Raw genomic sequence first — 15,443 nt, 5'->3', positions numbered from 1 at the left:
CGCGAGCGGCCCCTACGATCGCCCTATGACGCCTGAGCAGATGGAGTGGGCGCTGGCCGAGGCCGGCAAGGGCGCCCTGGCCGTCGCTCCGGGCTGGTTCCGGTGCTGGGGGACCTCCGACGAGAAGTGGTCGGCGGTGAACGTCAAGGGCGCCACCCAGCTGATCGTCAACCACAGCCGGGAGGACGACCGGCACCCGAACAGCTGGACGGTCCGGGCGGTCTTCGGTGATCACGCGGTGGAGCTGCGGGTCGGGCCGTACGACGCGAAGGAACACGCGATCCTGGTGGCGCACGCGGTGCTCTCCGTCGCGTACGCCGAAGGTCCTAGTCGAATTCCGGGTCCGGTCGCGGCGCCGGGCGTACCCGAACCTGCGTGATGGCGCGGCCGGTGACCTCGACGACCTCGGCGGTGTGCCCGTCGACCTCCACCACCTCGCCGGGCTTGGTGGGAATGTGCCCGAGCTGGGCCAGGACCAGGCCCGCCACCGTCGTGTAGTCGCCCTCGTCCTCGCGTTCGACGTCGACGCCGATGTCCGGCAGATCGTGCATCGGGAAGGTGCCGGGCAACAGCATGGCGCCGTCCGGCTCGCGCACCACCGACTGCACGTCGCGGTCGGTCTCGTCGTAGATCTCGCCGACGACCTCCTCGACCAGGTCCTCCATGGTGACGATGCCGTCGATGGAGCCGCGCTCGTCGACCACGAAGGCGAACTGCTGGTGCTGGACGCGCAGCTGGCGCATCGCGTCGGACACCTTCAGCGTCTCGGGCAGGAAGAGCGCGGTGTACAGGTGGTCGCGCACCGGGCCCGGCGCGTCGATCAGGTCGCGCAGGTGGACCACGCCGAGCACGTCGTCCAGGCCCATCGGCCCGGTCACCGGGGCGCGGGAGTGCCCGCTGGCGACGAGCCGGGTGAGCGCTTCGTTCGACGGCAGGTCGGCCGGCAGGGTGAGCACGTCGCGCCGGGGCACCAGCACCTCGCGCAGGATCCGCTCGGCGATCTCGAAGGCGCCGCTGATGATCGTGCGCTGTTCCGGGGTGAACTCCTGCTGCTGGGTGACCATGTCGCGGATCTCCTCGGTGCTGACCTCCTCGCGGGTCGCGTTCGGGTCGACCCCGGCCATCCGTACGACGAGATCGGTCGACTTGCCGAGCAGCCAGTTCACCGGGCGTGACAGCGTGGACAGCATGTCCAGCGGCCGGGCGGCCAGCAGCGCCCACCCCTCGGCCCGCTGCATCGCGATCCGCTTGGGGGCGAGCTCACCGACCACCAGCGTGAAGAAGGTCAGCACCATGGTGACGAGCACGATCGCCACCGGCTCGGCCGCGCTGCCGAGAAAGCCCAGCGGGCCGGTCAACGGCTTGGCCAGTGAGGTGGCGGCGGCGGCCGAGGCCAGGAAGCCGGCCAGCGTGATGCCGATCTGGATGGTGGCCAGGAACCGGTTCGGGTCGCGGGCCAGCCGGGCCAGCGTGCGCCCGCCCCGCGACTGCCGCTCGAGGCGCTGCAACTGGCTGTCCCGCAGCGAGATCAGCGCCATCTCGCTGCCGGAGAAGGCGGCGTTCACCAGCACCAGCACGACGACCAGAACGATCTGCCACCCATATCCGCCCACGGCTCGCTTTTACCCCTTCGACGTGACCGCCAAGCCTGTCAGTGCTTGGCCGCGAAGGCCAGGGACATCATGGTCGCGGCGACCATGCCGCCCAGCAGGGTCAGGCCGATGCCGCCGATGTCGAGGCGGGCCAGGAGCCGCTTGTGGGCGACCAGCGCCGCCACCGGCACCCCGGCCGAGGGGGCGACCAGGAAGGCCAGCCAGCCGAGCCCGCGCAGGAATGGGCCGCCCCACACGCCCGTACTGCCGAAGGTCACCAGGCCCGACCCGACGAGACCCGCCAGCGCCGCGACCACCGCGCCCAGGATCGGCAGCAGTGGGAGCGCCCAGCGGGGCAGGGAACGGCGGCCGGCCGGATGGATGGTGTGGTCGATCCGCTCGGCGGCCCGGGCCAGCAGCGCCCGCGGCGCCTTCACCTGCGGCGTCTCCGGGCTGCGGGGCAGGGCGGCCCGGGGCACGGCGTCGACCGGCACCGGATCCGGCATCTCGCCCAGCGCCCGCACCCGCAGGCCACGGGCCCGGCGCAGCTGATCCCAGAGCCGGGCCGCCTCACGGTCCACATCGAGCACCTGCGCCGCGGCCGCGCCGGCCCAGCGGTCGGCCGAGAGGGCGTCACCCTCGGCCCGGGACAGCTCGCCCGCGGCCTGGGCGGCGCTCTCCTGGTACGCGTGCTCGGCGTTGCTGATCTCGGTGTCCCGACGCCGGGTGGCCTCGGCCAGGGCGCTCACCATGAGCTGGTAGTCGCGGCCGATCGGCTGACGGTCACGTGTGGTCACTGTTCACCTCATACGGGACGATGACTTCCGGAGTTCGGTGCACCGAGCGGTCGAAGAACAGGGCGCGGCGGTGGCGCGGATACCACGCCGGGCCGCCGGGCTGCGGATAGAGCGGGGCCAGGTCGGGTCCCTGCACGTCGAGGGCCACCCAGGCGCCGATCGGGTCGAGGCGGGCGCCGGGCCCGCCCAGGCTGTCGCGCAGCCGGCCCACCGAGCGCCACCAGCCGAGCACGTGGGTGCGATGCTCGGGGCCGTCGACCAGCAGGCGGCGCAGCGCGGCCGGGTCGGCACCGGCGTCCAGCGCGTAGCCGAGCACGTAGTGCGGGATCGTGCCGAACGGCTCGGCCGGCACCGCGTCACACCAGTCGGCCGACGGCAGCTCCGCCATCAGCCGGGCCGCCGCCCGGGCCGCGTCCGGGTCGAGGCAGACGACGCTGAAATGCGCCGGCCCCTGCGCGGCCAGCGACAGCGCGGCCGCCGCGAGCACGTCGCACGCCTCCTCGGTGCGGGTGCCGAGTACGGCCAGGTTGCGGCCGGGCATCCGGCCCAGGCGCAGCCGCGCCGGGCGGGCGGCCACGTCGATCCGCTCGCCCAGGACCGCGCCCGGCGAGGAGCCGACCGGGGCCGCCGCGTCCGGCACCGGGCCCGCGGGCCGGCAGGTCTCCGGCAGGCGGGGCACGGCGTCGCCGTCGAAGAGCCGGGGCTCCTCGCAGCCCTCCGGGCGATCCCGCCACAGGCGGCGTTGCAGGCTGCGCCAGACCAGCCGGTCGCCGGCGTCGGGCAGGCGCACGACCTGGTTGGCGCCGGACGTGCCGGACTGGGTGTTCACCACCGCGTGGAAGCGCGGGATGACGGCGGCTGCGAGGTTGTCGTCGGCCAGGATCCGCCGCGCCTTGGGCAGGGCGATGCGCAGCGTGAACTGTCCGATCAGGCCGCTGCGGCCCCACAGCGCCTCGATGCCGGAGACGTCCTGGCTGGCCAGGATGAGGTGGATGCCCTGCGAGCGGCCACGCCGGGCCAGGTCCTCGAGCAGGGTGACGGCCTCGTCGGCCACCGCGTCGCGTCCGGAGAGCAGCACCTGGAACTCGTCGATCACGGCGACGATGCGCGGCCAGTGCCCGGTGGGGTCCTCGGCGCGCAGCTCGGCCAGCTTGGTCGCGTCGACCCGCTTGGCCGCCTGGGCCCGGGTCCGCAGCTCCTCGCTCAGGTGCCTCAGCATGGCCAGGCCGAACTCGCGGTCGCCGTTGACGTTGATGCCGGCCAGGCGCACCTGGGGCAGCCAGGCCGGGTCGCGCGGTCCCGGCACGAAGCGGGCGAAGGACACGCCCTCCTTGAAGTCGAGCAGGTAGAAGGCGAGCTCTTCGGGGCCGTAGCGGGTGGCCAGGGCGGCCAGCCAGGCGTACAGCAAATTGGTCTTGCCCGAACCGGACGGGCCGCCGACCAGGGCGTGCGGCGGATCGTCGCCGAGCGGCACCTGGACCAGCGAGCCGTCGGTGGCGTCGCCGATCGGCGCCAGGAGGCCGTGCGCCGACGACTCGGCCCACAGTTCGCGCGGTTCGAGATCGGCGAAGCGGGCGGGCGGCGGCCCGGCCCGCAGGCGCTCCGCGGTGGCCCGGCAGAACGACGTGACCCGCTCGGCCGGCGGTGGGGGGTCCAGGCGGATCTCCAGGTCGCCGGTGATGTCGCAGGTCGCGGTCTGATCGGTGACGACCAGACGCCGTACGGTCGGATGGTCGTCCAGCGCGAGACCGCGTACCACCAGATGCACGCCGCAGGCGACGCCGGTGCGCACGATCCGGTCGAGCTGGGCCCGCTGCGCGTTGGTCAGCTCCTCGGCCGTGGCCGGGTCGGCCAGCAGCACCACGACCCGCCACGGCTCGGGCCGGGGACCGGTGGTGGACGCGGTCAGGTCGGCCAGCGACTGGTGCTCCCCGGCCAGCACGGTCTCGTTGACCCGGCAGATGTGCTCGACGAGGTCGTCCAGCGTGGCGCCGAGCGAGCCGGGCGGGACGAAGGAGATGCCGAGCGGGGCGAACGGCGCGAGGGTGCCGCCCAGATGCTCGGGGTCGTAGACGGTGAGCTCGATGTCGCCGGGCCGGCTGCTGCCCAGCGCGCGCAGCAGCAGCCCGGTGATCACGCCGTCCACCACGGGATGGGTGCCCTCGAAATGCAGGTGGGCCGCGTCGAGGAACGGCACCAGCGCGGGCAGGGCGGCGGTGTCGTCCAGGTTGAGCGAGCCGATCCGCAGCAGGCCGGGCCGGGCGCCCGGCGCGGGCTCGGTCGGCGCCCACATCCGCCACGGCAGGCCGGCCGCCCCGGTGGCGCTGACCGCGGCCAGCCGGCGCACGTTACCGGCGAGCCGGGTCGACTCGTGCTGGAAGCGGCGCTGGATGTCGCGGCGGGCGGCGTCGCGGGCCTCGGCGAGCTGGTTCAGGCAGGTGGCGTACGCGTCGCGGACGAGCCGCCGCCGGTTCTGCGCCTCGCCGCGCGCCGACTCCGCCTCGGCCAGCACCGCCCGGGCAGCACCACGCGCCTCGGCCAGCTCCTGCCGGACGACGGCGACCAGCGCGTTGCGGTGACTCACGCTGGGGGATTTTACTCATTTACCTACGAAACGGACAATCATGTGCTGCGTGTCGGTGCGGTCCGCACACTCCACCGGGGCTTTTCCCCCGCCAGGTCGGCCCGTAGCCGGGTCGCGATCACCGCGGCGCCCTCCTCCTGCCAGCGGCGCAGCGTGCGGCGTGGCACCTTCCGGCGCATCCAATCCACGGCCCGCCGGGCGTCCCGGTCCAGGCCGTCCGTGTTCGGCCGGCGGGCGTACGGGTTCAGGCCGAGCACCAGGCAGTAATGCAGTGCGTTGTAGACGCGCCAGGCGTCCGTCGTGTCGAACTCCCCGGCCGGCCGCAGCCGGTCGACGCCCTCGTGCAGCACCGCCCGCAGCCGCAAGGCCCGCTGATCGGAGGTGAGCCGTCTGTCGATCGTGGGCAGGCCGGTCAGCGGGCTGCGCATGAGCCGGCCCAGGTCGCCGAAGTTGTCCAGGGCCTGCTGGGTGAAAAGCCGGAAGTCCTCCTCGGACGCCTCGGTCAGGGGCCGGTGTCTCGGAAGCGCTTCGACTCTCATCAAGAGGCCCGACCGTTCGGCCAGCAACCGGCTGTCGCCACGGAACGCGATCGCGTTCAGCGCCCTCTGCACCGCCCCGGACAGTCCGGCCAGCGTCATCACGACAGCCACCAGAGCGAACTGGAGAATGCGGACCGCACCGGAGTCCACCGCGATCATCGTCAGCGCCGCCGGGCCGCCGAGCAGCACGATGCCGGCCAGGGCGCCCAGCACCGATCGGATCAGGTCGGGGCGCAGCCGCTCGCCGGCCAGCATGGCGTCGTTCACCGCGACCAGGAAACCCAGGATCAGCAGGTCGAGCCCGAGCGCCGCGACCACCAGGATCGGCACGCCCAGACTGACCGGCAGCAGCAGCGCGGTCAGCGCCACCCCGTAGAGGGCGGCCGCCACGGTGAAAGCGGCCGGCAACATCGGCGGCCGCACCTGGTCACGGAACCGCCAGAGCAGCACCACCCCGCCGGCCAGCGGAGCCAGCACCACCAGCCGCCCGGCCTCGGGCAACGCCACCACGGTGATCAGGAAAGCGGCCGAGAGCACCATCCAGCCGAGATCGATCTGCCGCCGCTCGGGCAGCGCCGGCGGCAGCATCGCCACCGCCGTGCCGGCCCAGAGCAGGGCCGGCGCGCAGAACAGAACCTGGGCCGCCAGCGAGTCGGGCTCGACCGTCCACACGGCCACCCCGGCCGCGTACGCCAGAAGCGCGGCCGCCGCCCGGGCCGCCGGTCGCCGCACCGGGTCGCGGCCGAGCAGATAGCAGGCGGCCCACCACGCGAGAGCGAAGACGGGAACGGCGATCGCGGGCACCCCGAGAGTCAACCAAACGAGTGCGGTGTGCCGGAACCCGACAGTTGTGTGCGCTTCGCCCTCTTGTGACGGCGGCGACGCACCACCCAGAAGCCGCCGATCACGATCAACAGCAGTCCTACCAGGACCAGGATGGGCAAGACGATGGCCAGAACGGACATCAGAACGCTGCCGATGTCTTCGGCCGTGCTGGCCACCGGAGCGCCGAAACCGGCAGTGGTCGTGTTCACGACGGGCCGCGAGGCGGCCTTCACGCCGTGCACGCAGAGCGCGATGACGACGCCGGCCGCGATCGGCACCCACTGATGCGAGCCGAAGAACGAGCCCGGGTCGCTGACGGTGACGGTCTCGGAGGCCGAGCCGGCACCGAAGGCGAGACCGCCGGCGGTGGGACGCACCACGGTCTGCACGACGTCGTTGACGTGGTCGACGACGGGGACCTTGTCGGCGACGACCTCGATGGCCAGCAGCAGCGCGAGGATGAGCAGGGTCCAGCCGTTGGCGAGCCAGCCCCAGCCGGAGGGAAGATCGATGAGGTCGGTGTACCGGGCCAGCAGGCCCATGGTCACCAGGGGGATGTAGGCATTCAATCCGGCGGATGCCGCCAGGCCGGTGCCGGTGAGCGCTTCGAGCACACCTCCAGGATGGCATTGGGGCGCCAACAACGCCTTCCGGTACGGTTCCCGGGTGCGCCTGGTCATCGCGAAGTGCTCCGTCGACTACGTCGGACGGTTGTCCGCCCACCTGCCTCCGGCCATCCGGCTGTTGATGGTCAAGGCCGACGGCTCGGTCTCCATCCACGCCGACGACCGCGCCTACAAGCCGCTGAACTGGATGAGCCCACCCTGCAAGCTGCACGAGCAGCCCGGCGTGTGGAAGGTCGTCAACAAGGCCGGCGAGGAGCTCCGGATCACCCTGGAGGAGATCTTCCAGGACACGTCGTACGAGCTGGGGGTCGATCCCGGCCTGCAGAAGGACGGCGTCGAGGCCCACCTGCAGGAGCTGCTGGCGGCCCACCCGGAGACCTTCGGCGAGGGCTGGACCCTGGTCCGCCGCGAGTACATGACCGCGATCGGCCCGGTCGACCTGCTCTGCCGCGACGCCGAGGGCAAGGCGGTCGCCGTCGAGATCAAACGCCGCGGCGAGATCGACGGCGTCGAGCAGCTGACCCGCTACCTCGAACTGATGAACCGCGACCCGCTGCTGGCCCCGGTGCAGGGCGTCTTCGCCGCCCAGGAGATCAAGCCCCAGGCCCGCGTCCTCGCCACCGACCGGGGCATCCGCTGCGTCGTCGTCGACTACGACAAGCTGCGCGGCATGGAACGCGACGAGCTGACCCTCTTCTAGTGCGCAGGGGGCCGAGATGGTGCCCCTATGAACGCGATCCACCTCGGGTGGCCGGCCGCCGGGGTTTGCTGGGTGTGGAGACGGTCCAGAACCACTACAGCCTGCTGTACCGCAGCTGCGGGCGCTGACGGACCGGAGGGGTGAGGTCGGCGCGGCCCGGGACGCGTCCGCCGCCGACGTCGCCACCGCGTGGGCCATCGCCAAGGGAACCACCCCGATCGTCGGCGTCACGAAGGTGGGTTACCTCGACGGGTTGGCCCGCGCGCGCGGGATCGAGCTCGCCGACGAGGAGATCGCGGAGCTGGAGGAGCTGGCGGATGCCGCCGAACGTCGACACACGCGGCTTCTGGGAAGCCGACATGGCGGCCGGCTAGCGGTGCAATTCGGTGCGGTTCGTGTCGGTCGTGCCGGACAGGTAGGCGCGGGCGCCGATGACGCCGACCACCGCCTGGACCAGGACCGTCGTCGGTGACAGGGGGTTGCCCTGAGCGATCTCGACCAGGGCCGGCAGGCCCAGCAGCAGCATGTCGGGGCCCATCACCGCGTTGACCAGCGGGCCCGTCGAGAGGGTGCCCATCGGGGTGTCCAGGGGCAGCAGGTCGTTGCGGACGAAGCCGGCCCGGGCGCGGTGGACGGCCGCGGCCGCGCCGACCGGGCCCAGAGCCAGGCCGAGAGCCCACCACGGGCCGGAAGGCAGGTCGCCGAACAGGTCCAGGGCGGTCAGGGCCACGGCCGACCACACGGCGGCCAGCACGCCGGGGATCCACAGGCGCTGGAGCACCGCCTGGCGGGAGGAGAGGCCCAGCAGGCGCAGCAGGACCGCGTTGCCGGCGTCGGTACGGACGTTGCCGGTGGCGGTCATGGCCGCGATCAGCGTGCCGAGCAGGACGGCCGTGCCCAGCACCCAGCCGGGCGCGTTGCCCAGCAGCAGCGGGAAGGCGGCCGCGAAGACCAGCCACACCAGGCGGCGGCGCCGGCGCAGCGTCAGCATGATGTCCTGGGCCACCAGCACCGGCAGGCGGGACGGGAGCGTGATCGAGCGCAGCCGGCGGCCGGCCCAGTAACGGCGTTCGATCATGTCGGTCAGGAACGAGGGCTCCATGCCGAAGGCCGTGTCGAACAGGGTGCCGGCCGTGCGCGAGGCGTCCAGGATGTGATCGCTCGGCGTGCGGGCGAGACCTCGTACGACCAGAGCGAGAATGACCACGACCACCACCGCGACGCCCGCGACCAGGGGGACCAGCGTCGGCGCCGGGGGCCAGGCGGTCACCGCGACCGGCTGGTCGAGGGTCGTGTCGACGACCAGGCCGGCGAAACCGGCCGCGAAGACCAGGCTCATCAGCGTGTCCACGGCCGCGCCCCAGCGGCCGCCGGACTGGGCGGCCGCGGCGACCAGCAGCAGGACCAGGCCGAGCAGCGCACCGCCGGCGATGAGCAGGGCGATCTCGTCGCCGATCAGCGTGCGCGGGGCGGTGTGGCCGACGATCGCCACGCCGGCCAGGGCGCCGATCACCGCGGCGACGGCGGCGGCGATGCGCAGGGACGGCATCAGCAGGCCCCGGCGGCTCACCGGGGCGGTCAGCAGCCAGGAGGCGGCGGCCCGGCTCAGGGCGAGCGGGCCGAAGCGGCGCAGGGCCAGGTAGAGCAGGCCGTAACAGAGGGCGGTGAGCGAGGCGCCGGCCAGGCCGGAGGCGTCCGGGTGGGGTGGCCAGAAGACCTCGGCCAGCTGCCGGTGCAGCATGCCGCCGATGATGGCGACGGTCAGGGCGCCGATGTAGAGGCTGCTCAGGGTGGCGCCGCGCTCCCGGTGCGCGGACTGGGTGCGGAGGATCCAGCGGCGTACGGGAGCGAGGGGAACCGTGGTCATCCGGCGACCGCGCTCAGCGATTCCATCGTGGTGATCGCCGCGCCCGAGGCGATCGCGAAGTCGTCGTCGTGGCTGGCCATCAGCAGCGAACCGCCGCCGGCCATGTACTCGGCGAGCAGGCCGGCCACGTCGGCCCGGCCCTCACGGTCGAGGCGCTGCTCGGGCTCGTCGAGGATCAGCAGCGAGCTCGGGCGCAGCAGGGCGATGGCCAGCACGAGCCGCTGCTTCTGGCCGGAGGAGAGCGACGGCGGGATGGCGTCGGCGTGCTTGGCCAGGCCGAAACGTTCCAGCGCCTCGTCGATGCCGGCCTCGGCCGGGTCCTGGCCGTGGGCGCGGCAGACCAGCTCGGCGTGCTCGCGGGCGGTCAGGCCCGGGTACCAGGTCGGGGGCTCGACGGTGGTGACGACGGCCCGCCAGAACTCGGGGGTCGCGCCGGGATCCCCGCCGAAGACCGTGATCTTGCCGCTTTCCACCTCTTGCAGGCCGCTGACGCAGCGCAGCAGGGTGGACTTGCCGACACCGTTCTCGCCGACCACGCAGACACCCTGACCCGTCGGCACGGTGAGGGTGACGTCGACCAGCACCGGCGTGGCCCCGTACCCGGCGTGCAGGCCCTCGACCTCGACCGCTTCCACGTCGAGGACCCTAGCTCACTTACGCCCGTACAGAATCTTCAACGCCCTGATGATCGTCCCGAGCTGAGACGACGTGCGCTCGAAGGTCATCGCCGGCAGCAGCGACGGCCCCCGCCGCACGGTGATCGCCTTGGCCCGGGCGAACTCGCGCAGCCCGTCCTCGCCGTGGATGCGGCCGAAGCCGGAGTCGCCGACCCCGCCGAACGGCAGGGTGCCCATGCCCGAGAAGGTCAGCGCGCCGTTCACCGCGACCATGCCCGAGCGCAGCCGCCGGGCGAGGCGCACGGCGTTCTTCTTCCCGAAGACGGAGCCGCCGAGGCCGTACGCCGTGTCGTTGGCCCGCCGCAGCGCCTCCTCCGCGTCGGCGACCTTGGTGATCGTCAGCGTCGGGCCGAACGTCTCCTCGCGCATCTCGCGGGAGTCGGCCGGAACATCGATCAAAACCGTCGGAGCCACGTACGGCGGTTGCACGGCCCCGGCGCCGCCGAGCACCGCCCGGCCGCCCTTGGCCAGCGCGTCCTCGATGTGGTCGCGGATGATGTCGATCTGCTTAGGCATGGTGATCGGGCCGATCTCCTCGCCGGTGCGCAGCTTGCCGGCCCGTTCCACCACGGCCGCCACGAAGGCGTCGTAGACCGGGGCGACCGCGTACGCCCGCTCGATGCCGATGCAGGTCTGGCCGGCGTTGGTCATCGCGCCCCAGACCGCGGCCTCGGCCGCCGCGTCCACGTCGGCGTCCTCGTCGACGATCATGGCGTCCTTGCCACCGGCCTCGATGACCGCCGGCACCAGGTTGTCGGCGCAGGCAATGAGCACCTTCTTGGCGGTGGCGGTCGAGCCGGTGAAGGCGACCTTGCCGACGCCGGAGCGGCACAGCGCGGCGCCGACGTCGCCGAGCCCGTGCACCGCCTGGAGCACCGGATGCTCCGGCACCACCTCGGCGAACGTGTCGACCAGCCACTGGCCGACGATCGGCGTGTACTCGCTCGGCTTGAAGACGACCGCGTTGCCGGCCGCCAGCGCCCCGGCGATCGGGCCCATCGGGGTGAGAATCGGATAGTTCCAGGGGCCGATCACGCCGACCACGCCGTACGGCTGGTATTCGAGGTGGCCCGAGTGCTCCATGAGGATCAGCCGGCTCGAGGTGCGCCGCGGCCCCAGGACACTCTTGGCGTGGCGGGCCATCCAGTCGAGGTGTTCGACGGCGCCGGCCGCCTCGACCACCGCGTCGGCCCGCGGCTTGCCCGCCTCGAGGCCGGTGAGCTCGGCCAGCTCCTCGACCCGGCGGGCGATCAGCGACCGCCAGCGCAGCAGCCGCTCGCGGCGCCCGTCGAACCCGAGGGACTGCCACCAGAGGCCGGCTTCCCCGGCCCGGGCGGTGGCGGCGCCGACCGCGGCGGCGTCCGAGACCGGCACGCGGCCCGCCTCGTGGCCGGTGGCCGGGTTGGTGGAGATGAGCACGCCGTCTTCGACGACCGGGATGCCGGGCACGCGAGTAGCGGTCATGGTCGGCAGTCTATGACCGATGTTACCGGCGAGTCAGTACCTCACCGTAGGCTTGATGTCGTGAGTCCCCGCCGCAACCGCCCGCGCCGCCGTGACGGCTCCGACGAGCCACGCCAGCTGACCGACGAGCGGGTCCGCAAGGGCATCGAGGGCGTCCAGCAGTGGCAGGACGGCGAGTGGATGGTCCGGTCCATCTTCGGCGGGGCGGCCGTGAAGTCGTACACCTGCCCGGGATGTCTCCAGGAGATCCGCCCGGGTGTGGCCCACGTGGTGGCCTGGCCGATCGACGGCCGCGGCGACGAATCCGACCGCCGGCACTGGCACACGGGCTGCTGGAAGGCGAGGGACCGGCGCTTTCCGGGCGTGGAGCGCTCCCGCAACGCCCCTCGTTATGGTTAGCCCGTCCAACCACCCCACCGCCGCCCTTAGCTCGACTTGAGGCTGTGTTATGAGCAACCAGATCCGCGCCAACTCGATCCTTCCCGCCCACCGGGAGGACATCGAGTTGCAGACCGCCGACGGCCTCACCCTGGTCGGTGAGCTGGCCCGCCCCCTCGACGGGGAGCCGGTGGCGACGCTGGTCTGCCTGCACCCGCTGCCGACACACGGCGGGATGATGGACAGCCACGTCTTCCGCAAGGCCGCCTGGCGGCTTCCCGCGCTGGCCGGGGTCGCGGTGCTGCGCTTCAACACCCGCGGCACCAGCAGCGTCCGGGGCACCAGCGAGGGTTCCTTCTCGGCCGGCGTCGACGAGAAGTACGACGTGGCCGCCGCCATCGAGTACGCGGAGTTCGCCGACCTGCCGAACATCTGGCTGGTGGGCTGGTCGTTCGGCACCGACCTGACCCTCATGCACGGCCTCGACCCGGCCGTTCAGGGCGCCATCCTGCTGTCGCCGCCGCTGCGCTTCTCGCAGCCCGGCCACCTCGAGGCGTGGGCGAAATCCGACAAGCCGGTCACGGCGCTGATCCCGGAGTTCGACGACTACCTGCGCCCGGCCGAGGCCGCCGAGCGGTTCGCGGCGGTGCCGCAGTGCGAGGTCGTGCCGGTCGACGGCGCCAAGCACCTGTGGGTCGGTGACGCCGAGACGGTGCTCGACGAGATCGTGAAGCGGGTCGCGCCCGCCGTGCCGCTGCCGCTCCCGCGTACCTGGGACGGGCCCATGGAGACCGGCGACATGAGCGCCTACGCCGACCGTACGACCTCGGCCTTCCGCTCCTAGGGCGTCCACAGCCGTTCGGAAAGGCCGCGCAACTCGGTGGCGCCGGTCTGCTCGAGCAGCGCCTGCGTGGTGAGCCGCAGGTCGGCCGTGGTGTGCACGTGCTGCGGGGCGATCCGCTCGGCGGTGAGCAGGTAGCGGACCGCCTCGCGCTCGCGGCCGGGGATCCGGGCCAGGGCCCGCGCCGTGTCGGCGTAGTAGAAGACCTGGCGGAAGCCGGCCGCGATCACCGTCGGCGACGCCTGCCGGGCCACCGCGGCGGCCAGGGCGTGATCGCCCGCGTTGACCTCGATGCTGATCTGCCAGATGTCGACGTTCGTCGGCCCGAAGAACAGGCCCATGGTCGTGGTCTCGCCGGTGCGCCGGGCCAGGCTGCGGGCCTCGGCCAGCCACGACTCGCTGTCCTCCGGGTGGCCGCGGCCCCGGGCCGCCTTGGCCGAGATGAGCAGCAGCGAGCCGAGGATCTCGCTGCCGCCCGGCCGGCTCAGATGCCGGCGCAGGCCGTCGGCCGCCCGCTCGGCCAGCGTCTGTCCCCGCTGGTACGAGCCGCTGGCGGTCGCGGCCGTGGCCAGCGCGTACGCCGCGTACGCCAGCAGCACCGGGTCGTCGGTCGCCCGGGCCGCGTCGCGGCAGCGTTCGGCGCCCAGCCAGGCGTCGCCCGGATGACCGAGGTTGCGCAGCACCGACGAGGCGATGAAGGCCGCCTCGCACAGCAGCCGCAGCGCCCGCCGGCGGTCGGGGCCGGCAGTCTCGGCGTGCAGATGGCGGAGCAGGCCCGGCAGCAGCCGCATCGTGCCGGCGTAGTCGCACGCCTGGCGCAGCGTGTCGACCAGCGACAGCACCCGGTCGAGCTCGGCCATCGGCGGCGCCTCGCCGGCGCCCGGCTCGCTCAGGTCGATGTCGATCAACGCGGTCCGCAGGGCCTGCACCCCGGCGCGGGTCGCGGCGGCCGCCCGGTCGGTGCCGGGGACCGCGATGCCGGCCAGGTCGCCGGAGGAGCACTCCAGGGCCTCGGCGATGTCGGCCAGCACGAAACGATTGTTCGCCGCCTGCAGCCCCCGTTCGATGCGCCCCCAGGTGGCATGCGAGATCCCGGCGCGGCTCGCCGCGTACCGGATGCTCCACCCGCGCAGCAGGCGGCGGGCCCGGATGCGTTCCCCCACAGTGGGGTCCGCGAGGGGTCGTGGGCTCATGGCTCGACCGTAATCGGGCCCTCGGCAAACGCGGTACAAAGTTGTACCGCCCGGTCAGCGGGCCTCCTGGCCGGGCTGGACGACCTCGCGCACGATCAGCTGGACGCCGGCCACCATGGGGATCGCGACCAGCGCGCCCATCACGCCGAACAGGGCGACGCCGAGCAGGGCGGCGACCACGGCGGCGACGTCGCTGACCTTCACCGAGCGCCGCATGACGTTCGGATAGATCACGTAGTTCTCCACCTGCTGGTAGACGATGAAGAACACGATGCAGACGATGCCGGCGGTCAGCGACGAGGCGAAGCCGACCAGGCTCACGACGATCGCGCCGAGGGTGGCGCCGATCTGCGGGATGAGGTCACAGACGGCGACCACGACGGCCAGGGCGAACGGGTAGCCGAGGCCGAGGATGACGGCGAGCAGCCAGCTGCTGGCGCCGGCCAGCACGGCGATCGAGATCGCGCCGACCATGTACGCGCCGACCTTGGTCAGGATCTCGTCGGTGAGCAGTCGCACCCGGACCCGGCGGGAGGCCGGGACCAGTGAGTACGCCGTCTCGCGCATCCGGTCGAACGAGGCCATGAAGTAGATCGTCAGCACCAGGACCGTGAGCACGTTGAACAGCGTGCCCGCGATCATCCGGCCGGCGCCGACCACGCCGCCGAGGGCGTTGGTGACGGTGCCGGTGTCGAGCGCGGTGCTCACCCGGTGGACGATGTCGTAGCGCTGGACGAGCTCGTTGACGGTCTCGTTGCGCTGGAGCTGCTGGATGTAGTCGGGAAGATTGTCGGCCAGCTGGGTGGTCTGGCTCACCAGCGGCGGGATCAGGGCGATGATGCCACCGGCGATGAGGCCGACCACGGCCAGCGCCACGACGGTCACGGCCAGCCCGCGGGGCAGACCCCACTTGCGCAGCCGGGTGACCGCCGGGTTGAGGCCGATCGCCAGGAACAGCGCGATGAAGATCAGCACCAGGATGGACGCCGCGTTGCGGATGCCCAGGAAGATCGCCCAGGCCAGCAGCACACCGAACCCGCCGAGCAGGCCCATCATGAACGGGTTCCGCTTGTCCAGGGGCGGGCCGGGCCGCCCGAAGCGATGCTCGGGTACCTCGGGCTCTATCGGCTCCGCCGCCGGCTCGGTCTCTTGCGCCACCCGGTTCCTCCACTGTGGTGGGTGAGCCGGGTCCTACCTGTTGCCGGCCGCACATGTCTCGGCCGCGACGCTATCGCCGCACCGCAACGACCGCCACCCGCGGAGAACGTGGGGGCGAGCACATCAGCCCCCGCACCGGCCCGCACTGCTCACGCCCGCCCGCGCTGCTCGCGCCGGACCGCGCTGCTCGCGCCGGACCGCG

General features: G+C 72.8%; 15 protein-coding genes. 5 read left to right on the top strand and 10 right to left on the bottom strand.

All coding sequences use genetic code 11. The features are described from left to right. The first annotated feature begins 25 nt into the window (after positions 1 to 25). Positions 26 to 379, top strand: coding sequence for a hypothetical protein (locus AB0C26_RS06600; RefSeq protein WP_360242501.1), 354 nt, complete (start codon positions 26 to 28; stop codon positions 377 to 379). On the opposite strand, the gene AB0C26_RS06595 is transcribed toward AB0C26_RS06600, so the two are convergent. The 5 genes from AB0C26_RS06595 to AB0C26_RS06575 are packed head-to-tail and all read right to left on the bottom strand — an operon-like array spanning position 327 to position 6,951. Next, complete coding sequence (locus AB0C26_RS06595; protein ID WP_360242498.1) at positions 327 to 1,613, bottom strand: hemolysin family protein; 1,287 nt, start codon at positions 1,611 to 1,613, stop codon at positions 327 to 329. The two genes, AB0C26_RS06600 and AB0C26_RS06595, sit on opposite strands and share 53 nt — an antisense overlap. A gap of 38 nt (positions 1,614 to 1,651) precedes the next feature. Then, positions 1,652 to 2,389, bottom strand: a complete 738-nt coding sequence (locus tag AB0C26_RS06590; RefSeq protein WP_360242495.1) for a hypothetical protein — start codon at positions 2,387 to 2,389, stop codon at positions 1,652 to 1,654. Then, on the bottom strand, positions 2,376 to 4,973 hold the full coding sequence (locus AB0C26_RS06585) for an FtsK/SpoIIIE domain-containing protein (protein ID WP_360242492.1): 2,598 nt from the start codon (positions 4,971 to 4,973) through the stop codon (positions 2,376 to 2,378). The genes AB0C26_RS06590 and AB0C26_RS06585 overlap by 14 nt, the downstream gene beginning before the upstream one ends. Before the next feature lie 38 nt (positions 4,974 to 5,011). Continuing rightward, positions 5,012 to 6,316 carry a hypothetical protein gene (locus AB0C26_RS06580; RefSeq protein ID WP_360242489.1) on the bottom strand — a complete coding sequence of 435 codons (1,305 nt, stop codon included), beginning with the start codon at positions 6,314 to 6,316 and terminating at the stop codon, positions 5,012 to 5,014. 8 nt (positions 6,317 to 6,324) lie between these two features. Further along, positions 6,325 to 6,951 (bottom strand): DUF4126 domain-containing protein, encoded by a 627-nt coding sequence (locus AB0C26_RS06575; protein ID WP_360242486.1) that lies wholly within the window; start codon positions 6,949 to 6,951, stop codon positions 6,325 to 6,327. A gap of 52 nt (positions 6,952 to 7,003) precedes the next feature. Here AB0C26_RS06575 and nucS point away from each other — a divergent pair, with 52 nt between their 5' ends. Together nucS and AB0C26_RS06565 are read left to right on the top strand one after the other, a co-directional pair. Beyond that, positions 7,004 to 7,663 carry an endonuclease NucS gene (gene nucS, locus AB0C26_RS06570; RefSeq protein WP_360242483.1) on the top strand — a complete coding sequence of 220 codons (660 nt, stop codon included), beginning with the start codon at positions 7,004 to 7,006 and terminating at the stop codon, positions 7,661 to 7,663. 115 nt (positions 7,664 to 7,778) lie between these two features. Further along, complete coding sequence (locus tag AB0C26_RS06565; RefSeq protein WP_360243595.1) at positions 7,779 to 8,135, top strand: aldo/keto reductase; 357 nt, start codon at positions 7,779 to 7,781, stop codon at positions 8,133 to 8,135. On the opposite strand, the gene AB0C26_RS06560 is transcribed toward AB0C26_RS06565, so the two are convergent. The 3 genes from AB0C26_RS06560 to AB0C26_RS06550 are packed head-to-tail and all read right to left on the bottom strand — an operon-like array spanning position 8,034 to position 11,671. Then, positions 8,034 to 9,530: a DUF6297 family protein gene (locus AB0C26_RS06560; RefSeq protein ID WP_360242480.1), complete on the bottom strand. Its 1,497-nt coding sequence runs from the start codon at positions 9,528 to 9,530 to the stop codon at positions 8,034 to 8,036. The two genes, AB0C26_RS06565 and AB0C26_RS06560, sit on opposite strands and share 102 nt — an antisense overlap. Next, the gene (locus AB0C26_RS06555) at positions 9,527 to 10,165 is read right to left on the bottom strand and encodes an ABC transporter ATP-binding protein (RefSeq protein WP_360242477.1); all 639 of its coding nucleotides are present in this window, start codon (positions 10,163 to 10,165) and stop codon (positions 9,527 to 9,529) included. The genes AB0C26_RS06560 and AB0C26_RS06555 overlap by 4 nt, the downstream gene beginning before the upstream one ends. Before the next feature lie 15 nt (positions 10,166 to 10,180). Further along, entirely contained in the window at positions 10,181 to 11,671 is a 1,491-nt protein-coding gene (locus tag AB0C26_RS06550) for an aldehyde dehydrogenase family protein (protein WP_360242474.1), read from the bottom strand. Positions 11,672 to 11,731: 60 nt separating this feature from the next. Here AB0C26_RS06550 and AB0C26_RS06545 point away from each other — a divergent pair, with 60 nt between their 5' ends. Next, the gene (locus AB0C26_RS06545) at positions 11,732 to 12,070 is read left to right on the top strand and encodes a hypothetical protein (RefSeq protein WP_360242471.1); all 339 of its coding nucleotides are present in this window, start codon (positions 11,732 to 11,734) and stop codon (positions 12,068 to 12,070) included. Positions 12,071 to 12,119: 49 nt separating this feature from the next. Beyond that, positions 12,120 to 12,893 carry an alpha/beta hydrolase gene (locus AB0C26_RS06540; RefSeq protein ID WP_360242467.1) on the top strand — a complete coding sequence of 258 codons (774 nt, stop codon included), beginning with the start codon at positions 12,120 to 12,122 and terminating at the stop codon, positions 12,891 to 12,893. On the opposite strand, the gene AB0C26_RS06535 is transcribed toward AB0C26_RS06540, so the two are convergent. Both AB0C26_RS06535 and AB0C26_RS06530 read right to left on the bottom strand, forming a co-directional pair. Further along, entirely contained in the window at positions 12,890 to 14,083 is a 1,194-nt protein-coding gene (locus tag AB0C26_RS06535; protein WP_360242464.1) for a helix-turn-helix transcriptional regulator, read from the bottom strand. The genes AB0C26_RS06540 and AB0C26_RS06535 overlap by 4 nt on opposite strands. 54 nt (positions 14,084 to 14,137) lie before the next feature. After that, positions 14,138 to 15,241, bottom strand: a complete 1,104-nt coding sequence (locus tag AB0C26_RS06530) for an AI-2E family transporter (RefSeq protein WP_360242460.1) — start codon at positions 15,239 to 15,241, stop codon at positions 14,138 to 14,140. Positions 15,242 to 15,443: the final 202 nt, after the last annotated feature.

It is taken from the genome of Actinoplanes sp. NPDC048796 (assembly GCF_040650035.1).
Classification (GTDB): domain Bacteria; phylum Actinomycetota; class Actinomycetes; order Mycobacteriales; family Micromonosporaceae; genus Actinoplanes.
Note: the sequence above shows the minus strand (reverse complement) of the source record. Positions and strands in the feature narration are given on the sequence as shown.